The sequence below is a fragment of the Achromobacter sp. 2789STDY5608615 genome (assembly GCF_001298995.1).
GTDB lineage: Bacteria > Pseudomonadota > Gammaproteobacteria > Burkholderiales > Burkholderiaceae_B > Achromobacter > Achromobacter insuavis.
Window position 1 is genome coordinate 127,374 of record NZ_CYTY01000014.1, and the last position, 26,673, is coordinate 154,046.

The window sequence follows — 26,673 nt, forward strand, 5'->3', positions numbered from 1 at the left end:
ATGTATGTAGCCGTCAAAGGGGGCGAACGCGCCATCCTCAATTCCTACCGCATGCTGGACGACTACCGGCGCGGCGACCGGGCCCTGCCCGAACTGAGCCTGGACCAGATCCGCGAACAGATGCCGCTGGCGGTGTCGCGCGTGATGGCGGAAGGCTCGCTCTACGATCCGCAACTGGCGGCGCTGGCGCTGAAACAGGCCGCCGGCGACGTGATCGAGGCGGTGTTCCTGCTGCGCGCCTATCGCACCACGCTGTCGCGCTATGGCTACACCCAGCCGATCGACACCGGCGAGATGCGCCTGCAGCGCCGCATCTCGTCCACCTTCAAGGACGTGCCGGGCGGCCAGATCCTCGGGCCGACCTATGACTACACCCAGCGCCTGCTGGACTTCTCGCTGGAAGCCGAGCGCGAGGCCGACGCCCTGCCGGCGGGCAACGAGCCGCTGGACAGCGCCATGCCGCGCGTCACCGACCTGCTGGCGCACGACGACCTGATCGACGCCGAGGCGGTGCCCGAGGGCGATCCCGAGCCGTTCGATCTGACGCGCCAGCCGCTGGACTTCCCGGCCTCGCGCGCCGCCCGCCTGCAGAACCTGGCGCGCGCCGACGAGGGCTTCCTCTTGTCGATGGGCTATTCCACGCAGCGCGGCTACGGCAACACGCACCCGTTCGCCGCCGAGATCCGTTACGGCTTCGTGGAAGTCGAGATGCACATCGAGGAACTGGGTTTCGCCGTCACGGTGGGCGAGATCGAGATCACCGAGTGCCAGATGGTGAGCCAGTTCTCGGGCAACGCCGAGGAAGGCCCCAAGTTCACCCGCGGCTATGGCCTGACGTTCGGCTATGGCGAGCGCAAGGCCATGTCGATGGCGCTGGCGGACCGCGCCATGAAGGCGCAGGAACTCGGCGAACGCGCCGATTCGCCGGCCAACGATCATGAGTTCGTGCTGTACCACAGCGACAACGTCGAGGCCTCCGGTTTCGTGCAGCACTTGAAGCTGCCGCACTACGTGGACTTCCAGGCCAACCTGGAACTGCTGCGCCGCATGCGCGCCGAACGCGCCGCGCCGGCCCCCGAGAACACCCGCCAGCTGGACGAGGCCATTTCCTCATGACGACTTCCCACACCCCCGGCGCCGCGGTCGAACGCGACGACCACTACAACTTCGCCTACCTCGACGAGTCCACCAAGCGCATGCTGCGCCGCGCGCTGCTCAAGGCGGTGGCGATTCCCGGCTACCAGGTGCCGTTCGGCAGCCGCGAGATGCCGCTGCCCTATGGCTGGGGCACGGGCGGCATCCAGGTGACGGCGTCGATCATCGGCCCGGGCGACGTGCTCAAGGTGATCGACCAGGGCTCGGACGACACCACCAACGCCATCAACATCCGCCGCTTCTTCGGCCGGGTGACCGGCGTGGCCACGACCGAATCGACCCGCGACGCCAGCATCGTGCAGACGCGCCACCGCATTCCGGAAACGCCGCTGCAGGCCGACCAGATCATGGTGTTCCAGGTGCCGATTCCCGAGCCGCTGCGCTGGCTCGAGCCGAGCGAGACCGAGACCCGCACCATGCACGCGCTGGCCGAATATGGCGGCATGCACGTCAAGCTGTACGAGGACATCGCCCAGCACGGCCACATCGCGACCACCTACGACTATCCCGTGATCGTCAACGACCGCTACATGATGCGGCCGTCGCCGATCCCGAAGTTCGACAACCCCAAGCTCGACAACAGCCCGGCGCTGATGCTGTTCGGCGCCGGCCGCGAGAAGCGGGTCTATGCGGTGCCGCCGTACACCCGGGTCAAGAGCCTGGACTTCGAGGACCATCCCTTCACCGTGGAGAAGTGGTCGGAGTGCTGCGACCTGTGCGGCTCGCGCGACAGCTTCCTCGACGAGATCATCCTGGACGACGCCGGCACCCGCCGCTTCGTCTGCTCCGATACCGAATACTGCAACGACCGCCAGGCCGCGCAAGCCGAAAAGGAAGCCACCGCATGAACGCCCAACCCTTGCTTTCCGTGCGCGACATGACGCGCACCTGGGACGGCGTGCACGGTTGCCGCAACGTCAGTTTCGACCTGTTCCCCGGCGAAGTGCTGTGTGTGGTGGGCGAATCCGGTTCCGGCAAGAGCACGCTGCTGTCGGCCGTGTCGTACCAGACCGCGCCTGACGCCGGCAGCGTCTGGTACGACACCCGCGACCAGGGTTTCACCGACCTGGCCGCGCTGTCCGGCGCGCGCCTGCGGCTGCTGGCCCGCACCGACTGGGGCTTCGTGCGCCAGAACGCCCGCGACGGCCTGCGCATGCAGGTCAGCGCCGGCGCCAACATCGCCGAGCGCCTGATGGCGGTGGGCGACCGCCACTATGGCGAGTTGCGCCAGGCCGCGGGCAGCTGGCTGCAGAAGATGGAGATCGACGTCGGCCGCCTGGATGACGCGCCGGCCTCGTTCTCCGGCGGCATGCAGCAGCGCCTGCAGATCGCCCGCAACCTGGTGACCCATCCGCGCCTGGTGTTCATGGACGAGCCGACCGCGTCGCTGGACGTGTCGGTGCAGGCCCGCCTGCTGGACCTGCTGCGCCAGCTGGTGACCGACCTGGGCCTGGCTGCCATCGTCGTCACCCACGATCTGGCGGTGGCGCGCCTGCTGGCGCACCGCACCCTGGTGATGCGCGGCGGCGAGGTGGTCGAAAGCGGCCTGACCGACCAGATCCTCGACGATCCGCAGCATCCCTACACCCAGTTGCTGGTGTCTTCCATTTTGCAGAGCTGACCATGACTGTCGCGAAACCCATGATCGAGGTGCGGGGCCTCGGAAAGATGTTCACCCTGCACAACCAGGGCGGCATCCGCCTGCCGGTGCTGGAGGCGGTCGATTTCGACGCCGCGGCCGGCGACTGCCTGGTGCTGGCCGGCCCGTCGGGCACCGGCAAGAGCACCTTGCTGCGCTGCCTGTACGGCAACTACCTGGCCACCGAAGGCAGCATCCGCGTGCGCGCCGGCGATGACTGGGTGGAGCTGGTCGGCGCGCCCGAGCAGCGCATCCTGGCGCTGCGGCGCGACGTCATCGGCTACGTCAGCCAGTTCCTGCGGGTGATCCCGCGCGTGTCGGCGCTGGACGTGGTGGCCGAGCCGCTGCGCATGGCCGGCATCGAGCCGGACGAGGCCCGCGAGCGAGCCGGCGCCATGCTGCGGCGCCTGAACGTGCCGTCGCGCCTGTGGGGACTGGCGCCCGCCACCTTCTCGGGCGGCGAACAGCAGCGCGTCAACATCGCCCGCGGCTTCATCGCCCAACACCCCATTCTGCTGCTGGACGAGCCGACCGCGTCGCTGGACCCGGACAACCGCGCGGTGGTGATGGCGCTGATCCATGAGGCGCGCGCCGCCGGCCGTTGCCTCCTGGGCATTTTCCACGACGCCGAAGTGCGCGACGCCGTGGCGTCCCGAATCCTGGCCTTGCGCCCCGCGCAGGCCGCCGTCGAACTGGAGTGAGCATGACCAGCACCTACCTGACCCACGCCCGCGTCGTGCTGCCGGACCGCGTGCTGGAAGACAGCGCCGTCCTGATCGAGGACGGCGTCATCGCCGCCATCGCGCCCGACGGCGCCCGCGCCGCCCACGAGATCGACCTGCGCGGCCTGACGCTGGTGCCGGGCCTGATCGACCTGCACTGCGACGCCATCGAAAAGGAAGCCGAGCCGCGCTCGAAGGTGCTGTTCCCGCTGGACTTCGCGGTGGCGCAGGTGGACCGCCGCAACGCCGCGGCCGGCATCACCACGCCCTACCACGCGCTGTCGTTCGCCAACAGCGACCTGGGCGTGCGCAACAACGAGACCGCCGCCCAGGTGGTGCGCGGCGTGCGCGCCTTCCGCCAGCACAGCCTGGTCGACAACCGCGTGCACTGCCGCTACGAAGTCACCGACGCGACCTCGGTGCCGGTGCTGCAGCAGTTGATGGACGAGGGCGCGGTGGACCTGCTGTCGGTGATGGACCACTCGCCCGGCCAGGGCCAGTTCAAGACGCTGGAGTCGTACCTGCAATACATGATCGGCAACCACGCCATGAGCCGCGAGCAGGCCGAAGAGGCCGCCCATGCCAAGACCCGCGCCAAGGACGGCGCGGTGCAGCGGGTCGAGACGCTGCTGGCGCATGCGCGCGGCCTGGGCATCCCGACCGCCAGCCATGACGACGATTCGATCCACCGCATCGCCACCATGCGCAACCTGGGCGTGGCGATGAGCGAATTCCCGATCACGCTGGACACCGCCCGCGCCGCCGTCTCCTGCGGCCTGCCCACCATCCTGGGCGCGCCCAACGTGCTGCGCGGCAAGAGCCAGAGCGGCTCGATGCGCGCCATCGACGCGATCCGCGCCGGCGTGGCGAGCTGCCTGTGCTCGGACTACCAACCTTCGACCCTGATCGCCGCGGCCTTCGCGGTGGCGGCGCAGACCGAGCTGACGCTGCCGCAGGCGCTGGCGCTGGTCACCGCCAATCCGGCCGATGCCTGCGGCCTGTCGGATCGCGGCCGCATCGCGGTGGGACAGCGCGCCGATCTGGTGGCGGTGGCGCAGGTCGGCGCGTTGCCGCTCATCAGCTACACCTGGAGCGCCGGCCGGCTGGTGTTCTCGACCCACTATCCGTCCGCTCGCCTGCCCGCGCCTGCCGCCGAAGCGCGCGGCCTGGTGGCGGCTTGATCCGGCGGGAGCAAAGCATGGGGGCGATCGTGACCGCCGTGGCCGCCAGCGCGGCGCACGGCTTTTCCAAGCAGGTGCAGCCGGCCATCGTGCTGCGGCAGGGCGAGGGCGTGGAAGGCGACGCCCATGCCGGCGTGACGGTCAGGCATCGTTCGCGCGTCAAGGTCGATCCGACCCAGCCCAACCTGCGCCAGGTGCACCTGATCCACGGCGAACTGCACGACGAACTGCAGGCGGCCGGTTTCAATGTGGCCGAAGGGACGATGGGCGAGAACATCACCACCCGCGGCATCGATCTGCTGGGCCTGCCGCGCGGCGCGTGCCTGCACATCGGGCCGCAGGCGGTGGTGCAGATCACCGGCCTGCGCAACCCTTGTTCGCAACTGGACCACTACCAGAAGGGGCTGACCGCCGCCGTGCTCGGGCGCGACGCCGCCGGCGGCCTGATCCGCAAGGCCGGGGTCATGGGCATCGTGCTGGCCGGCGGCGCGGTGCGGGCCGGGGATGCCATCCGGGTGGCGTTGCCGGCGCCGCCGCATCTGCCCCTGGAACGGGTCTGACCGCGCCTGGCGACAAACCTTGTCGCCGGACAAGCAGCGGACACGCGCATCTGGTTAAATGGGCAATGACGAGGTGGCCGCGGCTTGCGCGGCCCGTCTCCCTTATTTTCCGGAGCGCACGATGGCACGATTCAATTTCACCCAGGACCCCGAAGAACCCGATCTCTGGGCCGCGGAAAACGTGCCCGTGGGCGAAGGCCGCCCGCCGATCCACGTCATGATCCAGACCGACGGCGAAGAGCCGGACGGCGCGGCCTCCAAGGTGGTCAAGGCCATCATCGGCAATCTCGACGAGCAGATCCTGGCCGCGGCCGATTTCCTGCTCGACAACTACTCCTACGAGCACTGCAAGAAGCTCGGCATCGAGGACGACCAGCTGCTGCGCGAGGAAACCGCCGAGGCCATGGCCGAGAAGGCCGTGCTGCGCGCGCTGTGGCTGTTCGACGAGGACGGCGACGGCTACGAGCTGTGGTTCACGCTGCCGTGGGATCCCGTCCATACCTACGACGTCGAATTCGAGGACGGCGCCCCGGTGTCGTGCTCGGTCAACGACTAAGCCTGCCTGCCGCGCGCCGCCTCCCGGGGCGGCCGCGCGTTCAGCGAGCCAGCTCGAAGCGGGTCGCGCGGGCCTCGCCCAGCGACTCGTCATAGCGATAGCGCAGTTTCAGCGCCTTGCCCTTGCGCACGGCGGCCATGTCGGCGCCGTCCAGCGCCACGTCGATCTGGCGGTCGACGAATTCGGTGCAGTCGGTATCGGCGCGCGCGCCCTCGGGGATATCGGCCGCCTTCACATTCAGCCGGAACAACAGATGCGAGACCTCGGTGCCGTCGGTACGGTACTGGCGCATCTGCACGGGCGGGTTGGCGACGGTGCCGGACAGGTCGCAGGCAATGCGGGTCCAGGCATGGGCGGAGGGCAGGGCGGCCATCAGGACGGCCGCCGCGAGCGCGTGGCGCGGGCGTAGCGATTTCATGGCATATGCAATGAGCGCCGCCGCCTTGGCGCGGCGCCCTTAAGGGGTGCCTGGGGGCTTCCATGTTGCGCCGGGCGTGTGCGCCGGTCAAGGCCGGCCGCCGCATGAAAAAAGGCCCCGCATCACCTGTGGGGCCTTTGCCGGAAAACGGGGAAACGCCGCGCCGCGTTCAGGCGTCGCGCGTCGCCGTTTGCGTGGCCGGCGCGGACTCGGCCTTGGGCGCCAGGTCCTCTTCGTTGCCTTCCATCTTGGCGATGACGGCGGTGGCCAGGCTGTTGCCGACCACGTTGGTGGCGGTGCGGCCCATGTCGAAGAACTGGTCGATGCCCATGATCAGCAGCAGGCCGGCTTCGGGCAGGTGGAACATCGGCAGCGTCGCCGCCACCACCACCAGCGAGGCGCGCGCCACGCCGGCCATGCCCTTGCTGGTCACCATCAGCACCAGCAGCAGCGTCAGCTGCTGCGAGAAGCTCATCTCGATGTTGTAGGCCTGCGCGATGAACAGCACCGCGAACGACTGGTACATCATCGAGCCGTCCAGGTTGAACGAGTAGCCCAGCGGCAGCACGAAGCCCGAGATGCGCTTGGACACGCCGAAACGCTCCAGCGCCTCGATGGTCTTGGGGTAGGCCGATTCGCTGCTGGCGGTCGAGAAGGCCAGCAGGGTCGGTTCCTTGATCAGGCCGCCCAGGCGGAAGGTGGACTTGCCCAGGAACAGGTAGCCCACCGCGAACAGGATGGTCCACAGCAGCGCCAGGCCCAGGTAGAACTCGCCGATCAGCTTGCCGTAGCTGACCAGCACGCCCAGGCCCTCGGTGGTGATGGCGGCGGCCATGGCGGCGAACACGCCCAGCGGCGCGAAGCGCATCACGTAGTCGGTGACGCGGAACATGATCTTGGCCAGCTCGTCGATCATGTTGTAGATGGTGTTGTGGCCCTTGCCGCGGATGAACGACAGCGCCGCGCCGAAGAACAGCGAGAACACCAGGATCTGCAGGATCTCGTTGTTGGCCATGGCTTCGGCGATGCTCTTGGGGAACACGTGCGCGATGAAGGCCTTGAGGGTGAAGTCGCCGGTCTTCAGGCCGGCGGTGGCGGCCGCGTCGGGCAGCGCCAGGTTCAGGTGCGCGCCGGGCTGGAAGATGTTGACCAGCGCCAGGCCCAGCAGCAGCGAGATGGCCGAGGCGGCGATGAACCAGAACATAGCGCGCAGGCCGATGCGGCCGACGGCGCTGGCGTCGCTCATGCTGGCCAGGCCGGACACCAGGGTGGCGAATACCAGGGGCGCGATGATCATCTTGATCATGCGCAGGAAGATGTCGGTGATCAGGCTGAAGTACGAGGCGATGTCCTTGGCCTCTTGCGCGTTCTGCGCGTACTTGTTGCAGAAATAACCCACCACGACGCCCAGCACCATGGCGATGCCGATGTAACGCGTCAGCTTCTTAGTATTCATCTTCAAAAACGGAAAACAGGGACCCGATCGGTCGGCCGGATAGGCCTTACCCGCCGGCATGGGGCGGGGCGAAGCGGTCCAATGACGGATATGCCGGAGGGGACCCGGAGCGGCGCGGGTTAACCCTTGGGGCGCGATGTTAACGCCGCGAACCTGACAGTTAGTTGTCAGGTTGGGGACGGGTCATACCTGACTGCCACGGTTGCCGGGGCATGACAAAATGGTCCGGCCTGGCCGGCTGCGCGCCGGCGGGCCACACAAAAAGGGCCGCACAGGCCCGCCCCCTATAGGAGACAGAGCTATGCCGAAACGCGAATTGTCCGTGCTGGTGTCGGGGTATACGTTCCTGGAGGGCCTGCGCTGGCACGAAGGGCGCCTGTGGGCCTCCGATTTCTATACGGGCAAGGTGATCGCCGTCGACCTGCTGGGGCGGGCCGAGGTGATCTGCCGAGTGCTGGAGCAGCCCTCCGGCCTGGGCTGGCTGCCCGACGGGCGGCTGCTGATCTCTTCCATGAAAGACCGCAAGCTGCTGCGGCGCGAGGCGGACGGCCGGCTGGTGCCGCACGCGGACCTGTCGGCGCTGACCGGCGGCCCGATCAACGACCTGGTGGTCGATGCCCAGGGCCGCGCCTACGTCGGCAACTTCGGTTTCGACCTGATGGCCGGCCAACCCTTCGCCACCACCACCCTGGTGAGGGTGGACCCGGACGGGGTGGCCCAGGTGGTGGCGGACGGGCTCTGGTTTCCCAATGGATCGTTCATCACCCCTGATGGCAAAACCCTGATCGTCAACGAGACCTTCGGCAACCGCATCTCGGAATTCGACATCCTGCCCGACGGCGCCCTGGGGCCGCGGCGCGACTGGGCCCACTTCGGCGCCTTGCCGGACTCCGACGACCTGTCGGTGCTGATCGCGGCGTCGGCCATCGGCCCGGACGGCGGCGCGCTGGACGCCGAGGGCGCGCTGTGGGTGGCCGACGCCATCGGCAAGCGCATCGTGCGGATGGCTCGCGGCGGCCGGATCCTGGAACAGATCGATACCGGCGAGCTGGGCATCTTCGCCGCGGCCCTGGGCGGGCCGGACGGTAGAACGCTGTTCATGGCGGCGGCGCCTGACTTCATCGAGGCCAACCGCCGCGCCAAGCCGGAAGGGCGGATCCTGGTGACCGAGGTGGACGTGCCGCACGCGGGACGGCCGTAGCGCGCCCCTCCAGTCGCTTCAGGAGCGGTTGGGGCGGCCGCTGAGGGCGCGCGCGGCCGAGACCGCCAGCGAACTGAAGCGCTGGGAAAAGGACTCCAGCGTCCATTCCGCCAACAGGCCGGAAATGTGGATGGCGGCCAGCGGGCGGCCGCTGTGGTCGACTACGGCGCTGGCCAGCACTATCTCGCCCACCATGCTCTCTTCCATGCAGAGGGCGTACCCCTGTGCCCGCGCCTCGCGCACGCGCTCTCGGATCCGCTCGGGATCGGTAATGGTCTTGGGGGTCAGCGGCCGCAGGTCGCTGCGCGCCAGTATGTCGTCGACCTCGGCGTCGGTCAGGTGCGACATGATTGCCCGGCCGCCGGAGGACGAGAAGGTGGGCATGCGCCGGCCCACCAAGGTGGCGTAGAAGGTCTGGCGCTTGGTCTGGCGGCGCAGCGCGTAAACGATGGTCAGGTCATCGAACAGGCTCAGGTCGACCCGCTCGCCGCACTCCTGCTGCAGTTGTTCCAGGATGGGCGTGGCGCGCTCCAGCAGCGGATGGCCGCGCAGGAAGTCGAAAGTCCGGTCCAGGATCTTTTTGCCCAGCACGTAGCCGCGCTGGTTGCTACCGCGTTCGAGGTAGCCCAGCGCCACCAGCGTATGCAACATGCGCTGGGTCGAGCTGCGGTCCAGTCCCGACAATTCCGTCAGCTCGTTCAGGCTGAGCGGACCGGGGTGGCTGGAAAAAGCCTCGAGGATGCCAAAGCCTTTCGCCAGGGATTGGTTGAACCGGGTCTCGGTTGTGGCCATGTCGATCTACTCCATTCTCTTTGTTTTGATGGCGTTGCAACGGCGCGTTGCCGTTGGGGCGCCGGATACGCACTGTAGCGGCAACCGCCCGCGACCAGGCTAGGGAAATCACCCATGTTTTCGTATTGCCCGCCGCTTGTACGAACTCTATCATGTCAAATATAGATATCTAAGTATCAAATATTGATACTTATGGTGTTTGATATTTCATAGCCAACAAGGGGAGTGCAATGACCGCCGTCGCAGCAGCCAGCCTGAGTCAGGACCAGATCGCCGGAGCCGTGGGCAGGCTTCGCCAGTACATGACCGACACGCTGACGGGATTCGTGCAGTGCCGCAGCCTGCCCGGCGAGGAAATGTCGGCCGCCCGCTTCCTGGAAGACGCGCTGGCGCAGCTGGGGCTGGCATCCGAGCGCATCGCGTTGCGGACCGAGGAATTGAAGAACCTGCCGCTGTACTCGCCGGCCTGCTGCCCCGACGGCGGCCGCTACAACGTGCTGGCGCGCCATGAGCCGCGCGCCGCGGGCGGACGCGCCGTGCTCTTTAACGGCCACCTGGACGTCGTGCCGACCGGTCCGCATGAACTGTGGGACCCGGCGCCGTTCGACGGCGAATTACGTGACGGCTGGCTGTACGGCCGAGGCGCGGGCGACATGAAGGCCGGCATCATCTGCGCGCTGGCGGCGTTCAAGGCCCTGCAGGACCTGGGTGTGCAACCCGCCGGCGCCGTAGGCTTCAACGGCGTGCTTGAAGAGGAGAACACCGGCAACGGCACCCTGGCCACGGTTTCAGCGCTGCAGAGCGCGATCGCCGCAGCCAAGCTCAGCGCCTTCGACGCGGTCGTTATTCCCGAGCCCACGCATGAGCGCATGATGAGCGCCCAGCTCGGCGTGTTCTGGATGTACGTGGACATCGTGGGCCGGCCCGCACATGCCGCCTACATGACCACGGGTGTCAACCCGGTCGAGACTGGCTTGCGGATTGTCGACGCGATGAAACGGCTCGAACACGAATGGAACCTGCCGGAAAATCGGCATCCGGCCTATCGCGAACATGCGCACCCCATCAACTTCAATCTCGGCCAGATCCATGCCGGCGACTGGAATTCGTCGGTGCCCAGCGTGTGCACGCTGGGCATGCGCATTGCCTGCTACCCCGATATGTCGATCGAGGCCGCCAAGCAGCGGGTGCTGGCGTGCATCCGCGAGGTCGAGGCCGGACTGGCCGACAGCGACGTGCGCATCGACATCCGCTACGAAGGTTTCCACGCGCCAGGTTGCGAGTACGACCTGGAGGTGCCCGCGATGCAATTGCTGGCCGACGCCCACCGCCGCGTGACCGGCGAACTGCCCCAGCCCACGGCGCTGACCGCGACCACCGACGGTCGCCATTTCCGCCTGATGATGGACGTGCCGGTCACCTGCTACGGCCCCCAGGTGAAAAACGTGCACGGTTTCAACGAATGCGTGTCGGTGGACAGCATGGTGCGCGTCGCCACCTCGCTGGCGCTCTTCATCAACGACTGGTGCGGCGTCGAGCCGCGGCAAGCCTGAACCCATCTGCGTTCCCGCTTCTTTCTACGGATTCCTGCCATGACTTTTTTCTTCGCCCGACGCGTCCTGGCGCGCTGCGCCCTGGCCGCCGCCAGCCTGCTGCCCTTTGCCGCCTCTCCGTCGCATGCCGCCGAAACCCCGCAATATGGCGGGGGGTTGACGGCCATCCTGAGCCCCGAGCCGCCGACCCTGAACGTGGCGGTGCAGCAGGTTGCCAGCACGCAGTTGGTGGCCGGCAAGATCTTCGAGAGCCTGTTGACGTATTCCTTCGACCTCAAGCCCCAGCCCGGCCTGGCGCGGTCGTGGGAGGTGTCGCCGGATCGCCTGACCTACACCTTCCATCTGCAGCCGCAGGTGCAATGGCACGACGGCAAGCCGTTCTCGTCCGATGACGTGGTGTTCACCTACACCAAAGTGCTGGCCAACACGCCGCGCACGCGCACCTTGATGGCCAATGTGCAGGAGATCTCGGCCCCGGACGCCGACACCGTGGTGTTCAAGCTGAAGCAGCCGTACTCGGCCTTCCTGTACGCGTTCGACATCGGCGGCGGGGCGATCCTGCCCAAGCACCTGTACGACGTCGATACGCCGATCGGGCAGAACCCGAACAACAATGCGCCGATCGGCACCGGACCGTTCAAGTTCAAGCGTTGGGAGCGCGGGTCGTATATCGAGCTGGTCAAGAACGAACACTACTGGAAGGCGGGGCGTCCCTATCTGGACGGCATCACCTATCGCGTGATTCCCGATTCCGCCTCGCGCCGCGTGGCGCTGGAGCAGGGCACCGTGATGCAGGCCTGGCTGCAGGACATCGAGCCGGTGGACCTGGCGCGGGTGGTCAAGCTGCCCAACATCACCCAGACCCACAAGGGTTATGAATATTGGTCGACCATGCAATGGATCGAGTTGAATGGCGGCCGTGCGCCCTTTTCGGACAAGCGCTTCCGCCAGGCGCTGATGTACGGCATCAATCGCCAGTTCATCGCTGACAAGATCATGTTCGGCACGGGCACGGTCGCCACCGGCCCCATCCACCACAACACGCGGTTCTATGACGCCAACGTCAAGTCCTATCCCTACGATCCGAAGCAGGCCATCGCCTTGCTCGACGAGATGGGCCTGAAGCCGGACGCCAAGGGTGTGCGCGCCACGATCGGCCTGATTCCACTGCCTTACGGCGAGATGCAGCGCCGCGTGGCCGAGTACATCAAGCAGAACCTGGCCAAGATCGGCGTGGCCGTGACGCTGGAGAACACCGACGTCGGCGGCTGGACCAGCCGCGTGGGCAACTGGGATTTCGATATGGGCGCGAACGGCGTGTTCCAGTATGGGGATCCGGCCATCGGCGTGTCCCGCACCTACCTGGGCAGCAACATCAAGAAGGGGCTGATGTTCACCAACACGTCGCAGTACAACAATCCGAAGGTCGATGCGCTGTTCAACGCCGCCGCCACCGCCGCCACCGACGAAGAACGCCAGAAACTCTATAGCGAGGTGCAGCGCATCCTGGTGGACGACGTGCCGGTGCTGTGGCTGGCCGACACCAACTACTCGACCCTGCTGAACAAGCGCGTGCATGACGCCGTGACCACCGCGCTCGGCGTGGTGGACACGCAGAGCGACGCCTGGCTGTCCAAAGAATGAAGAAGATCGCCAAGTTCCTGGCGAACCGGGTGGTCAAGAGCGTCCTGGTTCTGCTGATGATCGCGCTCTTCAACTTCTTCCTGGTGCGGGCCGCGCCAGGCGATCCGGCCGTGATCCTGGCGGGCCAGTCGGGAGCGGTGGACGCCGAGTTCATCGCCAAGCTGCGCCAGGAATTCGGCCTGGACAAGCCGATCCCGGTGCAGCTGGGCCACTATCTGAAGAATGTCGCCACGTTCGACTTGGGGTATTCCTATCGCCAGCAGGCGCCGGTGGCGAGCCTGATCCTGCAGCACCTGCCCGCGACCTTGCTGTTGACCCTGTCGGCTTTCGCCTTCGCGCTGCTGGCGGGCGTCAGCCTGGGCACCCAGGCCGCGCTGCGGGTGGGGAAGTGGGGCGATACCGTCATCACGACCCTGTCGATGCTGGCCTACGCGACGCCACTGTTCTGGGTCGGGTTGATGCTGGTGCTGCTGTTTTCGGTGAACCTGGAATGGCTGCCCGCGTTCGGCTATGAAAGCGTCGGCGCCAACCTGACCGGCCTGGCCCGCGTGGCCGACGTGGCCAGGCACTTGTTGCTGCCGGCGTTGACCCTGGGCATGTTCTACATGGCCGTCTATGCCCGGCTGACGCGCGCCTCCATCCTGGAAATCAGCCAGCTGGATTTCGTCAAGACGGCTCGCGCCAAGGGCTTGTCCGAACGCACGGTGATCGTGCGCCACGTGCTGCGCAATGCGCTGCTGCCCGTCATCACTTATGCCGGCATCCAGGCCGGGGGGGGGCTGATTGGCGGGTCGCTGCTGGTGGAGACGGTCTTCGCCTGGCCCGGCATCGGCCGGCTGGCGTTCGACGCCTTGATCCAGCGTGACTACAGCGTGCTGCTCGGCGTGTTCTTCATGGCCTCCCTGATCGTGGTCGTGGTCAACCTCGTCACCGACATCCTGTACACGGTGGCGGACCCCAGGATCGAACTCAAATGAAAGCCTTCATGCAATCGTTCTGCCGCAACAAGGGCGGTGTCATGGGTCTGATTGTGCTGGCGATGGTCACGCTGGTGGCGATCTCCGCCAGCTGGATCTTCCCGGACAGTCCGTGGGACATCATCAACGGGCCTTTCATGCCGCCGTTGTCCGACGGCGCCTTGCTGGGCACCGACACGCTGGGCCGCGACATCGCCACCGGCATCGCCTATGGCTCGCGCATCACGCTGGTGCTGGCCGCGGTGTCCACGGCGGTCTCCATCCTGGTGGGTATCACGGTCGGCGCGCTGGCCGGTTTCTATGGCGGTCGGGTGGACCAGGCCATCGTCGGTTTCATCGAACTGTTCCAGACCATTCCCAGTTTCTTCCTGGCAGTGGTGCTGGTGGCCATCCTGACACCCAACATGGCCACGGTGATCTTCGCCATCGCGGTGGTCTCGTGGCCGCCGCTGGCGCGCCTGGTGCGGGCGGAGTTCATGAGCCTGAAGAATCGCGAATTCGTGCAGGCGGCGATGCTGTCGGGTCAGTCCAACCTGCGCATCATCCTGACGCAGATCCTGCCCAACAGCCTTTCGCCCGTGATCGTGTCGGGGTCATTGATGATTGCCAGCTCGATCCTGCTGGAATCGGCCCTGAGCTTTCTGGGCCTGGGCGACCCCAATGCGATGACCTGGGGCTACATCATCGGCGCCTCGCGCAGCGTGCTGCGCGACGCCTGGTGGATGAGCGTGTTCCCGGGCGTGGCGATCCTGTTGACCGTGCTGTCGCTCAACCTGATCGGCGAAGCGCTGAACGACGCGCTCAATCCCAAACTGGCCCGCAGGAGGACGACGTGATGAGCGCGCTGCTTGAAATCCGTGATCTCAGCGTGACGGCCGCCCACGGCGGACCGACGGTGGTGCAGGGCGTGTCCTACACCGTGAACCGCAATGAGATCCTGTGCGTGGTGGGTGAGTCGGGATCGGGCAAGTCGGTTACGGCGCACGCCATCATGGGCCTGTTGCCGGCGGACCAGTTGAGCGTCACGCAGGGCCAGATCCTGTACGGCGGGCGCGATCTGGTCGGCCTGTCGGCCACGGACTGGTATGGACTGCGCGGCCGTTGCTTCGGCATGGTGTTCCAGGAGCCCATGACGGCGCTCAATCCCATCATGCGGGTGGGCCGCCAGGTCGACGAGGTGCTGGAGCGGCATACCAACCTGAACGCCGCCGCCCGCCGACAGCGGGTGCTCGAACTGTTCGGCCAGGTGCTGCTGCCCGATCCGCAGGCCATGTATGACGCCTTTCCGTTCCAGTTGTCCGGCGGCCAGCGCCAGCGTGTCGTGATCGCGATGGCGCTGGCGCTCGAGCCGGACGTGCTTATCGCCGACGAACCGACCACCGCGCTGGACGTCACCACGCAAGCGCAGATCCTGGCGCTTATCAAGGACATCCAGCACCGCATGGGCATCGGTGTCATCTTCATTACCCACGACTTCGGCGTGGTGGCGGACATCGCCCACCGCATCGTTGTGATGCGCAAGGGCGAAGTGGTGGAATCGGGGGCGGCCGACGACATCCTGAACCGGCCGCAGCATCCCTACACCCGCCAATTGATCGCGGCGGTGCCGCACAAACCCGAAGGCAAGGACGAGGCGGCGCCCGCGTTGCCGCTGATGTCCGTGGCCAACCTGTGCAAGACCTTCGTCACCGGCGGGCGGCGGGTCGACGCGCTGCGCGACATCTCGCTGGACATCCGCCAGGGCGAGACGCTGGGGCTGGTGGGAGAGTCCGGTTCCGGCAAATCGACGCTGGGACGTACTTTGATCGGCCTGATCGCGCCTGACAGCGGCAGCGTGCGGATGGACGGCCGAGAACTGGTCGGTATGGCGCCCCGCGATTTCCGTCCCTACCGGCGCCAGATCCAGATGGTGTTCCAGGACCCGTATGCGTCGCTCAATCCGCGTCACCGCGTCATTGAGGCCGTGGCGCAAGGACCGATCGCGTTCGGCGAGAGCCGCAAGACCGCGCTGCGCGAGGCGCGCGAGCTGTTGGAACTGGTTGGGCTGGGCGGAGACGCCGGCGAGCGCTATCCGCATCAGTTCTCGGGCGGCCAGCGCCAGCGGGTCGGCATCGCCCGGGCGCTGGCGCTCAAGCCGCGGCTTTTGGTGGCCGACGAGGCCGTCTCGGCGCTGGATGTGTCGATCCAGGCGCAGGTGCTCGAATTGCTCAAGACCGTCAGCGGCCAGTTCGACCTGTCGGTGCTGTTCATCACGCATGACCTGCGCGTTGCGGCCCAGATTTGCGACCGCATCGCGGTGATGCGCCAGGGCCAGCTGGTGGAACTGGACCGAGCCGCCACGATTTTCTATCACCCCCAACATGAATACACGCGTCGCCTGATTGAATCGGTGCCGGGCAAGGCCTGGAACAAGCCCGACCTGGCGGCGCTGTCGGAGTCTTCAACCAGGAGCAAGCAGTATGCGTGACACCGAGTATCAGGCGCTGGACGGGCTGGCGCTGGCCGATTTGCTGGCGCGGCGCGAGGTCGGCGCGGAGGACCTCATGGCCTGCGCGATCAGGCTGGCGCGCGAACGCGCGCCGGCGCTCAACGCGCTGTGCTATGAGCGCTATGAAGAGTCCCTGGCGGTGGCGCGCGCCTGGCGCCAGGCCGGCACGTTCCGCGCCATTCCCTTTTTGCTGAAGGATTCTGGGCTGGCGCACACGCGCTTTCCGTCCAGCCTGGGTTCGCGCCTGCTGAACGACACCGCCTATCCCCGCAACGCCACACTGGCCGACCGTTTCGAGGCGGCCGGCCTGATTGCCTTCGCGCGCACCACGGTGCCGGAATTCTGCATGGCGCCCACCACCGAGGCGCGGCGCAACGGCGGTCCTACCCGCAACCCCTGGGACTTGAGCCGTTCGTCCGGTGGCTCCAGCGGCGGAGCGGCGGCGGCGGTCGCCGCGGGCATCGTCCCGCTGGCCCACGGCAGCGATGGCGGCGGATCGATCCGCATCCCGGCCGCGGCTTGCGGCGTCTATGGCCTGAAAGTGTCGCGCGGACGCGTGCCCATGGGGCCATTTCGCGGCGAGGGCTGGGGCGGCCTGGCGACCGATGGCGTGCTGTCTCGTTCGGTGCGGGACACGGCCGCAGCGCTGGACGCCATCGCGGCGCCCGAGCCGGGCGCTCCCTACGCGGCGCCGGCCGCGCCCGCCTCCTATCTGAAACTGCTGGCCGAGCCGTCGCGCAAGCGGCGCATCGTCGTCTGGCGCAGCGCCTGGCATGGCGTGCCGGTGGCGCCCGAATGCATCGCGGCGGTCGAGCGGGCGGCCGAACTGTGCCGGGCGCTGGGGCACGAGGTGGTCGATGGCGCGCCGCCCGATATTGATTACGAGGCCTTCGTGCTGGCGCATGCCAATGTGCTGGCGGGCAATATCGTGGTGTCGGTGGACACTCGCTTGGGCCTCACCGGCCAGCCGTTGCGCGACGATGATCTGGAGCCGGTGTTGCGCCAGGGCTACGACTACGGCAAGGGGCTGTCCGCGGCGCACTACATCGCCAGCGTCAACCGCTTTCATGCCATCGGCCGCATCCTGGACAGCTATATGGAAGGCTACGACGCCATCCTGTCACCGTCCCTGACCCAGCTGCCGCTGAAACTGGGCGAGCTTTCCACCGCCGGGGGCACATTCCTGGATTTTCGCCGCAAGGTGGCCTCTTACGGCACGTTCGCGGCGGCGTTCAACGCGTCCGGGCAGCCGGCGGCCAGCCTGCCGCTGGTCTGGACCGACGCTGGCCTGCCGGTCGGGGTGCAGGTGGTCGGCCGCTATGGCCGCGAGGATGTCGTGCTGGCGTTGTCGGCTGAACTGGAGGCGGCCCAGCCGTGGGCCGGACGGATCGCCGTCCCCCGGACGGCCTAGGGGCGGTTGGCAAGATGGGGGAGGTCGCTCCGTCCGCCCCCCGTTTCGGGGGGAGGCGGGAGCCCCCTCTACGGGCGAGGGCTGGCGCGTTCGGCGCCGGTGGCATCGGCTGAAGGGATAGGATACCGGCGGTTTCAAGACCTTTCTTCGAATCCCCCGTAAAATCCCACCATCCCGCTCGATTTCAACCATCTTTCAATCGACAGTACCTAAGGAGGACCACACATGGCCCTAGTCTCCATGCGCCAGTTGCTCGACCACGCCGCCGAGCACGGCTACGGCATTCCGGCATTCAACGTCAATAACCTGGAACAGGTCCAGGCCATCATGGAAGCCGCGGCGGAGACCGACAGCCCGGTGATCATGCAAGCCTCGGCCGGCGCCCGCAAGTACGCCGGCGAAGGCTTCCTGAAGCACCTGATCCAGGCCGCCGTGGAGTCCTACCCGCACATTCCCGTGGTCATGCACCAGGACCACGGCCAGTCGCCCAAGGTCTGCCAGGGCGCCATCGACCTGGGCTTCTCCAGCGTCATGATGGACGGCTCGCTGAAGGAAGACGGCAAGACCATCGCCGACTACGACTACAACGTCGACGTCACCAAGAAGGTGGTGGACGTGGCCCACAAGCTGGGCGTGACGGTCGAGGGCGAACTGGGCTGCCTGGGCTCGCTCGAAACCATGGAAGGCGACAAGGAAGACGGCCACGGCGCCGACGGCAAGCTGACCATGGACCAGCTGCTGACCGATCCGGAGCAGGCCGCCGACTTCGTGCGCCGCACCCAGCTGGACGCCCTGGCCATCGCCATCGGCACCAGCCACGGCGCCTACAAGTTCACGCGCAAGCCCACCGGCGACATCCTGTCGATCGCCCGCATCAAGGAAATCCACGCCCGCCTGCCCAACACCCACCTGGTGATGCACGGCAGCTCCAGCGTGCCGCAGGAACTGCTGGCCGAGATCCGTGAATTCGGCGGCAACATGAAGGAAACCTACGGCGTGCCGGTCGAGGAAATCCAGGAAGCCATCAAGTACGGCGTGCGCAAGATCAATATCGACACCGATATCCGTCTGGCCATGACCGGCGCCATCCGCCGCTTCTTCGCCGAGAACCCCGAGAAGTTCGACCCGCGCGAATACCTGAAGCCGGCCCGCGCCGCCGCCAAGGCGATCTGTGTGGCTCGCTACACGGAATTCGGCACCGCCGGCAACGCCAGCAAGATCAAGGCCCTGCCGCTGACCGAAATCGCCGCCCAGTACGCCGCCGGCAAGCTGGCCCAGGTGGTTCAGTAAGTGGCCGGCCGCCTCCCCCGGGAGGCGGGCAGCAAAAAAGGCGGACCCTCGCGGGCCCGCCTTTTTTTTCGTGCGCGTCGCGCCCGGCTCAGGCGGGCGGGGCGTTGCGGGGGAAGTTCGGCACGGTCTTGTCGACGTGGTGCCAGGACGGCGCCGAGTCGGTCCACAGGCTGACGCGGGTGTGGAAGGCCTCGGGGTCGTCGAGCGAGCCGGCCCGCACCACCTCGTAGGCCATGCCTTCCGAGCCGCCGAACAGCGGCGTGCCACAGTCCGCACAGAAGCTGCGCATGACGGTGTGGCCGGAATCGCCCTGGTAGCGATGCTCGCGCGCCTTGCCGCGCAGCAGGGTGATCGAGCCGGCCGGCAGGATCAGCGCGTGGGCCGGCGCGCCGCCGCTGGAATACTGGCAATCGCGGCAATGACAGGTGGCCGCCATGATGGGTTCATCGGTCACCGCGTAGCGCACCGCGCCGCATTGGCAGCCACCGGTCAGGTGGACCTGCGCGTCGGCGTGGGGCGGGCGTTTCTGGGTTGCATCCTGCATACGACTGTGTCTCCTCCAGGTGAAAAGGGGGCGCCGTGACGCGATCCGCGGTCGGCGCATATATTGGAACGCGGCCAGACTAACCCGCCGTCCGCCGCCCGGCAAGACGGGGCTATTTGCAGTAACCTATGCGCTTTGCGCGACCCCCATTTTTGCCATAGGCCATTTTTCCGTGACTTCTGCTTTGCATCAATCCAGCATCAAGTCCTTGCCGCTGCTGGGCCGCGGTAAGGTCCGCGACATGTACGCGGTGGGCGACGACAAGTTGCTGATCGTCGCGTCGGACCGCATTTCGGCGTTCGACGTCATCCTCGACGATCCCATCCCCGGCAAGGGGCAGGTGCTGACCGAACTGACCGAGTTCTGGCTGCAGAAGCTGGCCCACATCCTGCCGAACCACTCCACCGGCATCAAGCCGGAAGACGTGGTGGCGCCCGATGAAGTCGACCAGGTGCGCGGCCGCGCCGTGGTGGTCAAGCGCCTCAAGCCGATCCTGGTGGAAGCGGTGGCCCGCGGCTACCTGATCGGTTCCGGCTGGAAGGACTACCAGGCCACCGGCGCCGTGTGCGGCATCAAGCTGCCCGCCGGCCTGCAGCAGGCCAGCCAGTTGCCCGAGCCGATCTTCACGCCGGCCGCCAAGGCCGAGTTCGGCATGCACGACGAAAACGTCGACTTCGCCCACGTGGTCAAGGAAGTCGGCCAGGAAATGGCCGAGCGCATCCGCGACGTCACGCTCAAGCTGTACGCCGAGGCCGCCAGGTTCGCCGCCACCAAGGGCATCATCATCGCCGACACCAAGTTCGAGTTCGGCCTGGACGACGACGGCACGCTGTACCTGATGGACGAAGTGCTGACGCCGGATTCGTCGCGCTTCTGGCCGGCCGACGGCTACCGCGTCGGCATCAGCCCGCCCTCGTTCGACAAGCAGTTCGTGCGCGACTGGCTCGAGACCCAGACCTGGGACAAGACCCCGCCCGCCCCGCGCCTGCCGCAGGACGTGCTGGAAAAGACCGCCGCGAAGTACCGCGAAGCGCTGGATCGCCTGATCGCCTGATCCGCGCCCGCCTCGAAAAAGCCGCCCGTCCGCCGGGCGGTTTTTTTTGTCCACGAGGCGCCGCCGATCAGGGAAATCCCTGCTTTTCGGTAAGAATTATTGCTTATTGTTACGTTATACTCGCCGGCAACCTGCACCCGGAAGCCGGCGCGCCCGCGCGGCTTCCCCTCTGCCAACTTGCCGGACGACGCGGCCCGCAGCCGCCGCCAGGGCGCCATGCCCGCCGGATGTAGAAAGGAGCTGCGCATGATCATGATGTTGCCTTTCCTGACCGGCCTGATCGCCGTGTGGTTCGGCCTGCTGGGCAAGCGCCGACCCTGCGTCGCCTTCTGGCTGATCACCCTGGGGGTGTTCGCCGCGTGGTGCCAGTTCCACATGACCAGTCCGCTGGCGCTGTCGCTCTAGGTCCGCCGCCATGATCTTTTCCCGCAATCCGGCGCGCGGTTCGCGCCTGCTCAACGGCCTGGCCCTGCTGGCCGTGACGGCCATTCTGGTCATGGCCTTCGCCTGGCAATTCGCCTATGACGAAGTGCCGTGCCCGCTGTGCCTGCTGCAACGGGTGGCCTTCATGCTGGCCGGGGTGGGGCTGCTGCTGAACCTGCGGCTGGGGCCGTCGCCCATGCACTACGCCATGACCATCGCCGCCGCGCTGGGCGGCATGGTGGCGTCGGGCCGGCAGATCCTGCTGCACATCGCCCCCGGCGATCCCGGCTACGGCACGCCGTTCCTCGGCCTGCACTTCTATACCTGGGCCTTCATCGCCTTCTGCGGCCTGATCGTGTTCTGCGTGATCATGCTGTCGGCCGACCGCAAGTGGGGCGACAACATGCTCAAGCGGCCGGTGCCGGCGCTGGGCATGCTGGTCATGGCCCTGTTTTTCATCACGGTCCTGGCCAACCTGGGCAGCACCACGCTGCAATGCGGTTTCGGGCCCTGCCCGGACAATCCCACGGGCTATCTCTGGCTGGGATCCGGCGCCACGCCATAGGCTGCCGCCGGCGCCGGGTAAAATACCGGGTTTCGCGGCCTGGCCGCAGCCTTTCAACGACTCGACACCGGTTATGACAGCCAAGACTTCCGCAGCGGCAGACGCCACCCCCGTGGTGGGCGTGATTATGGGTTCTTCCAGCGATTGGGAGGTCATGAAGCACGCGGTCACCATGCTGGAAGACTTCGGCGTGCCGCACGAGGCGCGCGTGATCTCCGCGCACCGCATGCCGCAGGACATGGCCGAATACGGCGCCGCTGCGTTTGATCGCGGCCTGCGCGGCATCATCGCCGGCGCCGGCGGCGCGGCCCACCTGCCGGGCATGATGGCGGCCCTGACCGAAGTGCCGGTGTTCGGCGTGCCGGTGCCGTCCAAGTACCTGCGCGGCGAGGATTCGCTGCTGTCCATCGTGCAGATGCCCAAGGGCGTGCCGGTCGCCACCTTCGCCATCGGCGAGGCCGGCGCCGCCAACGCCGCGCTGCACCTGATCGCCACGCTGGCGGGCACCGATGCCGGCCTGCACAAGAAGCTGGTGGCATTCCGCGCGCGCCAGACGCAGGCCGCGCGCGACATGAAGGTTCCGCCCGAGGCTTGATCCGTATGACGCAATCGACTGCTTTCACCATTGCCCCCGGCGGCTGGCTCGGCCTGCTGGGCGGCGGCCAGCTGGGCCGCATGTTCTGCCACGCGGCGCAAAGCCTGGGCTACAAGGTCGCGGTGCTGGACCCGGCCGCCGAATGCCCGGCGGGCATGGTGGCGGACCTGCACATCCAGGCCGCCTATGACGACGAAGACGGCCTCGCGCGCCTGGCGCAGACCTGTCAGGCCGTCACCACCGAATTCGAGAACGTGCCGGCAGACAGCCTGCGCGCGCTGGCGGCGCGCTGCCGCGTCAGCCCGGCCGCCGACGCGGTCGCCATCGTGCAGGACCGCATCGCCGAGAAGGCCTTCATCGCCAGCCAGGGCATCCCGGTCGCGCCGCACGCCGCCATCCGCAGCGAAGCCGACCTGCGCGCCGCGCCCGACAGCCTGTTCCCCGGCATCCTCAAGGTCGCGCGCCTGGGTTACGACGGCAAGGGCCAGGCCCGCATCGACACGCGCGAGGCCGCGCTGGCCGCGTTCGCCGAGTTCGGCGGCGTGGCCTGCGTGCTGGAAGCGCTGATGCCGCTGGACTACGAAATTTCGGTCGTGATCGCGCGCGGTTTCGACGGCGCCAGCGTGGTGTTCCCAGTGGCGCGCAACGTCCACCGCGACGGCATCTTGGCCGTGTCGACGGCGGCGCCGGTCAAGCTCGACGCCGCCCATGCCGAACGCCAGGCGCAGGCCACCGCGGCCGCGCAGGCCATCGCGCAGGGCCTGGGCTACCACGGCGTGCTGTGCGTGGAATTCTTCGTGCTCAAGGACGGCAGCCTGATCGTCAACGAGATCGCGCCGCGTCCGCACAACAGCGGCCACTACACCATGGACGCCTGCCTCACCAGCCAGTTCGAGCAGCAGGCGCGCGCCATGGCCGGCCTGCCGCTGGGCGGCACCGACCTGCTGGCGCCGGCCGTGATGCTGAACATCCTGGGCGACATCTGGTATCCGTCGGCCACCGGCGACGCGCAGCGCGAGCCCGACTGGGCCGCCGCGCTGGCGGTGCCCACGGCCAAGCTGCACCTGTATGGCAAGCGCGAGGCGCGCCGCGGCCGCAAGATGGGCCACGTCACCATCGTCGCGCCGACGCTGCAACAGGCCCAGGCCGACGCGGCGCGCGTGGCCGCCGCGCTGGGCATGCAGGCGCCCGAGTAACGCCATGTCTGCTTCGTTCGACTCCGCCAGCGCCGCGGACATCGCCGACGCCGCCCGGCGCCTGCTGGCCGGCGAGCTGGCCGCGTTCCCGACCGAGACCGTCTACGGCCTGGGCGCGGACGCCGAGAACCCGCGGGCGGTGGGCAAGATCTACGCCGCCAAGGGCCGGCCGTCGAACCATCCGGTGATCGTGCACATCGCGCCGCAGGGCGACCTGTCGTACTGGGCGGCCGACGTGCCGCCCGAGGCGCGCCTGCTGATCGACGCCTTCTGGCCCGGTCCGCTGACGCTGATCCTCAAGCGCGCGCCGCACATCGCCGACACCGTCAGCGGCGGCCAGGACAGCATCGGCATCCGCTGCCCCTCGCATCCGGTGGCGCAGGCGCTGCTGGCGGCGTTCGCGGCCGGCAAGCCGAACGGGCAGGGCGGCGTGGCCGCGCCGTCGGCCAACAAGTTCGGCCAGGTCTCGCCGACCCGCGCCGACCACGTCCGCAGCGAATTCCCCGACGAGGTCGCGGCCGGCATGCCGGTGCTGGAGGGCGGCGCCTCCGAGGTCGGCATCGAATCCACCATCCTGGACCTGTCGCGGCTGGACCGCGGCGCCGGCCCGGTGCTGCTGCGCCCCGGCCATATCAGCGCCGCGCAGATCGAGGCGGTGCTGGGCGTGCAAGTGTTCGCGCCCGACGCCGCCGCGCCGCGCGCCTCGGGCACGCTCAAGGCGCACTATGCGCCGCGCACCGCGCTGGAGCTGGCGTCCGATGCGCGCCTGCAAGCCGCGCTGCAAGGCCGCGGCCTGCCCCCGGGCAAGGTCGTGGTGGTGGCGTACACGCCGCCGCCGGCGGCCGTCGATGCGCGCATCCAGTGGCAACAGGTGCCGGCCGATCCGGCGCGTTACGCCCAGGCGCTGTACGCCTTGCTGCGTGATCTGGACGGCCAGGGCTTCGCGCGCATCATCGTGCAGGCGCCGCCGGCCGATGACGCGTGGCACGCGGTCAACGACCGCATCGGCCGCGCCGCCGCCGCGTTCACGCTCGACACCACCGACCTGTAAGGCGGGGGCGGCCGTTCAGGCCGCCAGGAATTCCCCGATCCTGGCCACCGCCTGGCGCATCGGCGCCAGGAATTCCCCCGTCAATCGTTCCAGCGGTACCCGCGCCGCCTTGACGCTGACGTTGACGGCGCCGCAGGCCTTGCCGCTGGCCGAGCGCACCGGCACCGAGATGGCGCGCACATTCAATTCCAGCTCCTGGTCGACCACCGCGTAGTCCTGCTCGCGGATGCGCGCCAGCTCGGCCCGCAGCCGCGCTTCGGTGGTCAGCGTGAATTCGGTGTACGGCTGCAAGTCGATGGCGGCGAAGTAGCGCGCCAGGGCCGGCTCGGACAACTGCGCCAGCAGCACCCGGCCGATCGAGGTGCAATAGGCCGGCAGCCTGCTGCCCAGTCCCATCGAGGTGGCCAGCAGGCGGTTCACTTCCGAGCGCGCCAGGTACAGCATCTCGTGCCCTTCCATGATGGCCAGCGCGCAGGTCTCGTTGACGGTGGCGCTCAGTTCCTCCAGCACCGGCTGCGCCAGCGACACGAATGGCGTGGACGAGAAGTACGCGTAGCCCAGCCCCAGGATGCGCGGCGTCAGGATGTACTGGCGGCCGTGCTGTTCGGCGATGCCCAGCAGGATCAGCGTGTGCAGGCAGCGCTGCACCACCGCGCGCGGCAGGCCGGCGCGGCGCGCCAGCTCGGCCGCGGTCTGCGGATGGCGGCGGGTGCCGAAGGCGCGGATCACGTGCAGGCCGCGCGCCAGCGTCAGCATGTAGTCCGGATCGCCGCGCAACTGGTCGGGATGGTCTTCGGGGGCGAGGGGCGCGGCGTAGCCGGGCGGGGGAAGGTTGGGCAGCATCAGCCTGCGCGCAGCGGGGCGCCGGTGCGCGCCTGCGGCGCGGTCAGTGTCATGCCGTCGATCATATCGCGGACCCGCAGACCGTCGGGCGTGACGTCGATCACGGCCAGGTCGGTGTAGATGCGGTCGACCACGCCGGCGCCGGTCAGCGGATAGGTGCAGCGTTCGACGATCTTGGGCGAGCCGTCCTTGCTGTTGTGTTCCATCAGGATGTAGACGCGGCGCGCGCCCACCGCCAGGTCCATGGCGCCGCCCACGGCGGGCGCCTCGCCCGGCCTGGCGAGCGACCAGTTGGCCAGGTCGCCGTTGGCCGCGACCTGCATGCCGCCCATGACGCAGATGTCCAGGTGGCCGCCGCGCATCATGGCGAAGGAGTCGGCGTGATGGAAATAGGCGCCGCCGTCCAGCAGCGTCACCGGTTGCTTGCCGGCGTTGATCAGGTCCAGGTCGATCCGGTCTTCGGCGGGCGGCGGGCCCATGCCGAGGATGCCGTTTTCGCTGTGCAGCACGATCTCGCGGCCGGCCGGCAGTTGCGCGGCCACCAGCACCGGCATGCCGATGCCCAGGTTGACGTAGCTGCCGTCGGGAATGTCCTGCGCCAGGCGTCGCGCCATGGCTTCGCGGTTCAGGGGAGTGGGCATGAGGATTCCTTCAGCTGGAGAACGCGGCGTGGGCCACCCGGGTGACGCGCTGCACGAAGATGCCGGGCGTGACGACGGCCTCGGGCGACAGCTCGCCCAGCGCCACGCTGGCGCGCACCTGCACGATGGCGGTCTTGGCGGCCATGCACATGATGGGGCCGAAGTTGCGCGCGCTCTTGCGGTAGGTGAGGTTGCCCCAGCGGTCCGCCAGGTCGGCCTTGACCAGCGCGAAGTCGCCGTGCAACGGGGTTTCGAAGACATGGCCGCGGCCGTCGATGATGCGGGTCTCCTTGCCGGTGGCCAGTTCGGTGCCGTAGGCCGTGGGGGTGAAGAAGCCGCCCAGGCCGGCGCCGGCGGCGCGCAGCCGTTCGGCGATGGTGCCCTGCGGCACGCATTCCAGTTCGATGGCGCCGCGCCGGTACAGGTCGTCGAAGACCCACGAATGCGATGCCTTGGGAAACGAGCAGATCACCTTGCGCACGCGGCCGGCCTTGATCAGCGCGGCCAGGCCGGTCTCGTGGTTGCCGGCGTTGTTGCTGACCACGGTGAGTTCGCGCGCGCCCTGCTCGATCAGGGCGTGCAGCAGTTCGGTGGGCATGCCGGCGCCGCCGAAGCCGCTGACCAGCACGGTGGCGCCGTCATGGATGTCGGCCACGGCGGCCGCGGGAGTGTCGAGGAACTTGTCGATCATCGTCTTGGTTTCCAGTGGGGCGCCGGG

The 26,673-nt window shown here is 67.9% G+C and carries 28 protein-coding genes; 21 read left to right on the plus strand and 7 right to left on the minus strand.

The window, feature by feature from the left end; translation table 11 throughout:
- The 7 genes from AOZ49_RS14595 to AOZ49_RS14625 all read left to right on the plus strand — a co-directional run bounded on the left by AOZ49_RS14595 (nt 1) and on the right by AOZ49_RS14625 (nt 5,813).
- Nucleotides 1-1,116 (plus strand): carbon-phosphorus lyase complex subunit, encoded by a 1,116-nt coding sequence (locus tag AOZ49_RS14595; RefSeq protein WP_054476072.1) that lies wholly within the window; start codon nt 1-3, stop codon nt 1,114-1,116.
- The gene (locus AOZ49_RS14600) at nt 1,113-2,003 is read left to right on the plus strand and encodes an alpha-D-ribose 1-methylphosphonate 5-phosphate C-P-lyase PhnJ (protein WP_054428503.1); all 891 of its coding nucleotides are present in this window, start codon (nt 1,113-1,115) and stop codon (nt 2,001-2,003) included. Before AOZ49_RS14595 ends, AOZ49_RS14600 begins: the two co-directional genes overlap by 4 nt.
- The gene (phnK, locus tag AOZ49_RS14605; RefSeq protein ID WP_054428502.1) at nt 2,000-2,776 is read left to right on the plus strand and encodes a phosphonate C-P lyase system protein PhnK; all 777 of its coding nucleotides are present in this window, start codon (nt 2,000-2,002) and stop codon (nt 2,774-2,776) included. Before AOZ49_RS14600 ends, phnK begins: the two co-directional genes overlap by 4 nt.
- Nucleotides 2,777-2,778: 2 nt before the next feature.
- Nucleotides 2,779-3,495 (plus strand): phosphonate C-P lyase system protein PhnL, encoded by a 717-nt coding sequence (gene phnL / locus AOZ49_RS14610; protein ID WP_054476074.1) that lies wholly within the window; start codon nt 2,779-2,781, stop codon nt 3,493-3,495.
- 2 nt (nt 3,496-3,497) lie between these two features.
- Nucleotides 3,498-4,697, plus strand: a complete 1,200-nt coding sequence (locus AOZ49_RS14615; protein ID WP_054476076.1) for an alpha-D-ribose 1-methylphosphonate 5-triphosphate diphosphatase — start codon at nt 3,498-3,500, stop codon at nt 4,695-4,697.
- Nucleotides 4,698-4,714: 17 nt separating this feature from the next.
- The gene (locus tag AOZ49_RS14620) at nt 4,715-5,257 is read left to right on the plus strand and encodes an MOSC domain-containing protein (RefSeq protein ID WP_054476078.1); all 543 of its coding nucleotides are present in this window, start codon (nt 4,715-4,717) and stop codon (nt 5,255-5,257) included.
- A 121-nt stretch (nt 5,258-5,378) separates the two neighbouring features.
- Nucleotides 5,379-5,813, plus strand: coding sequence for a hypothetical protein (locus tag AOZ49_RS14625; protein WP_054428498.1), 435 nt, complete (start codon nt 5,379-5,381; stop codon nt 5,811-5,813).
- Between the two features lie 40 nt (nt 5,814-5,853).
- Here the strand turns inward: AOZ49_RS14625 and AOZ49_RS14630 are convergent, their stop codons facing one another.
- Together AOZ49_RS14630 and AOZ49_RS14635 are read right to left on the minus strand one after the other, a co-directional pair.
- Nucleotides 5,854-6,231 (minus strand): hypothetical protein, encoded by a 378-nt coding sequence (locus AOZ49_RS14630; RefSeq protein ID WP_054428497.1) that lies wholly within the window; start codon nt 6,229-6,231, stop codon nt 5,854-5,856.
- Nucleotides 6,232-6,400: 169 nt separating this feature from the next.
- Complete coding sequence (locus AOZ49_RS14635; protein WP_054476139.1) at nt 6,401-7,687, minus strand: dicarboxylate/amino acid:cation symporter; 1,287 nt, start codon at nt 7,685-7,687, stop codon at nt 6,401-6,403.
- Between the two features lie 301 nt (nt 7,688-7,988).
- Here AOZ49_RS14635 and AOZ49_RS14640 point away from each other — a divergent pair, with 301 nt between their 5' ends.
- A complete protein-coding gene (locus AOZ49_RS14640; RefSeq protein WP_054428496.1) occupies nt 7,989-8,888 on the plus strand; it encodes an SMP-30/gluconolactonase/LRE family protein in 900 nt (299 codons plus the stop codon).
- A gap of 18 nt (nt 8,889-8,906) precedes the next feature.
- On the opposite strand, the gene AOZ49_RS14645 is transcribed toward AOZ49_RS14640, so the two are convergent.
- Nucleotides 8,907-9,680: an IclR family transcriptional regulator gene (locus AOZ49_RS14645; protein ID WP_054476080.1), complete on the minus strand. Its 774-nt coding sequence runs from the start codon at nt 9,678-9,680 to the stop codon at nt 8,907-8,909.
- Between the two features lie 230 nt (nt 9,681-9,910).
- On the opposite strand from AOZ49_RS14645, the gene AOZ49_RS14650 reads away from it, so the two are divergent.
- The 7 genes from AOZ49_RS14650 to fba all read left to right on the plus strand — a co-directional run bounded on the left by AOZ49_RS14650 (nt 9,911) and on the right by fba (nt 19,043).
- Nucleotides 9,911-11,233, plus strand: coding sequence for an ArgE/DapE family deacylase (locus AOZ49_RS14650; protein WP_054476082.1), 1,323 nt, complete (start codon nt 9,911-9,913; stop codon nt 11,231-11,233).
- 39 nt (nt 11,234-11,272) lie between these two features.
- The gene (locus AOZ49_RS14655; protein ID WP_054476084.1) at nt 11,273-12,877 is read left to right on the plus strand and encodes an ABC transporter substrate-binding protein; all 1,605 of its coding nucleotides are present in this window, start codon (nt 11,273-11,275) and stop codon (nt 12,875-12,877) included.
- Nucleotides 12,874-13,854 carry an ABC transporter permease gene (locus AOZ49_RS14660; RefSeq protein ID WP_156355660.1) on the plus strand — a complete coding sequence of 327 codons (981 nt, stop codon included), beginning with the start codon at nt 12,874-12,876 and terminating at the stop codon, nt 13,852-13,854. Before AOZ49_RS14655 ends, AOZ49_RS14660 begins: the two co-directional genes overlap by 4 nt.
- Nucleotides 13,851-14,690, plus strand: a complete 840-nt coding sequence (locus tag AOZ49_RS14665; RefSeq protein WP_054428492.1) for an ABC transporter permease — start codon at nt 13,851-13,853, stop codon at nt 14,688-14,690. Before AOZ49_RS14660 ends, AOZ49_RS14665 begins: the two co-directional genes overlap by 4 nt.
- The gene (locus AOZ49_RS14670) at nt 14,690-16,321 is read left to right on the plus strand and encodes an ABC transporter ATP-binding protein (RefSeq protein WP_054476086.1); all 1,632 of its coding nucleotides are present in this window, start codon (nt 14,690-14,692) and stop codon (nt 16,319-16,321) included. Before AOZ49_RS14665 ends, AOZ49_RS14670 begins: the two co-directional genes overlap by 1 nt.
- Nucleotides 16,314-17,753, plus strand: coding sequence for an amidase (locus AOZ49_RS14675; protein ID WP_054476088.1), 1,440 nt, complete (start codon nt 16,314-16,316; stop codon nt 17,751-17,753). Before AOZ49_RS14670 ends, AOZ49_RS14675 begins: the two co-directional genes overlap by 8 nt.
- A 225-nt stretch (nt 17,754-17,978) precedes the next feature.
- Complete coding sequence (gene fba / locus AOZ49_RS14680) at nt 17,979-19,043, plus strand: class II fructose-bisphosphate aldolase (RefSeq protein ID WP_006390811.1); 1,065 nt, start codon at nt 17,979-17,981, stop codon at nt 19,041-19,043.
- Between the two features lie 88 nt (nt 19,044-19,131).
- Here the strand turns inward: fba and AOZ49_RS14685 are convergent, their stop codons facing one another.
- Nucleotides 19,132-19,587 carry a GFA family protein gene (locus AOZ49_RS14685; protein WP_054476090.1) on the minus strand — a complete coding sequence of 152 codons (456 nt, stop codon included), beginning with the start codon at nt 19,585-19,587 and terminating at the stop codon, nt 19,132-19,134.
- A gap of 172 nt (nt 19,588-19,759) precedes the next feature.
- Here AOZ49_RS14685 and AOZ49_RS14690 point away from each other — a divergent pair, with 172 nt between their 5' ends.
- The 6 genes from AOZ49_RS14690 to AOZ49_RS14710 all read left to right on the plus strand — a co-directional run bounded on the left by AOZ49_RS14690 (nt 19,760) and on the right by AOZ49_RS14710 (nt 24,471).
- Nucleotides 19,760-20,641, plus strand: a complete 882-nt coding sequence (locus tag AOZ49_RS14690) for a phosphoribosylaminoimidazolesuccinocarboxamide synthase (RefSeq protein ID WP_054428488.1) — start codon at nt 19,760-19,762, stop codon at nt 20,639-20,641.
- A gap of 246 nt (nt 20,642-20,887) precedes the next feature.
- Complete coding sequence (locus AOZ49_RS32975) at nt 20,888-21,046, plus strand: DUF5993 family protein (protein WP_197286495.1); 159 nt, start codon at nt 20,888-20,890, stop codon at nt 21,044-21,046.
- Nucleotides 21,047-21,056: 10 nt separating this feature from the next.
- Nucleotides 21,057-21,629: a disulfide bond formation protein B gene (locus AOZ49_RS14695; RefSeq protein ID WP_054476092.1), complete on the plus strand. Its 573-nt coding sequence runs from the start codon at nt 21,057-21,059 to the stop codon at nt 21,627-21,629.
- Nucleotides 21,630-21,702: 73 nt separating this feature from the next.
- Nucleotides 21,703-22,224, plus strand: coding sequence for a 5-(carboxyamino)imidazole ribonucleotide mutase (purE, locus tag AOZ49_RS14700; RefSeq protein ID WP_054428486.1), 522 nt, complete (start codon nt 21,703-21,705; stop codon nt 22,222-22,224).
- A gap of 5 nt (nt 22,225-22,229) precedes the next feature.
- Entirely contained in the window at nt 22,230-23,420 is a 1,191-nt protein-coding gene (locus AOZ49_RS14705) for a 5-(carboxyamino)imidazole ribonucleotide synthase (RefSeq protein ID WP_054428485.1), read from the plus strand.
- Between the two features lie 4 nt (nt 23,421-23,424).
- Entirely contained in the window at nt 23,425-24,471 is a 1,047-nt protein-coding gene (locus AOZ49_RS14710) for an L-threonylcarbamoyladenylate synthase (protein WP_054476095.1), read from the plus strand.
- Between the two features lie 15 nt (nt 24,472-24,486).
- On the opposite strand, the gene AOZ49_RS14715 is transcribed toward AOZ49_RS14710, so the two are convergent.
- From AOZ49_RS14715 to AOZ49_RS14725, 3 genes are read right to left on the minus strand one after another with little or no spacing between them, the layout of a single operon-like run.
- Nucleotides 24,487-25,314, minus strand: a complete 828-nt coding sequence (locus AOZ49_RS14715; protein ID WP_054428483.1) for an IclR family transcriptional regulator domain-containing protein — start codon at nt 25,312-25,314, stop codon at nt 24,487-24,489.
- Entirely contained in the window at nt 25,314-25,955 is a 642-nt protein-coding gene (locus tag AOZ49_RS14720) for a 3-oxoacid CoA-transferase subunit B (protein ID WP_054476098.1), read from the minus strand. The genes AOZ49_RS14715 and AOZ49_RS14720 overlap by 1 nt, the downstream gene beginning before the upstream one ends.
- A 10-nt stretch (nt 25,956-25,965) precedes the next feature.
- Nucleotides 25,966-26,646, minus strand: coding sequence for a 3-oxoacid CoA-transferase subunit A (locus tag AOZ49_RS14725; protein WP_054476100.1), 681 nt, complete (start codon nt 26,644-26,646; stop codon nt 25,966-25,968).
- Nucleotides 26,647-26,673: the final 27 nt, after the last annotated feature.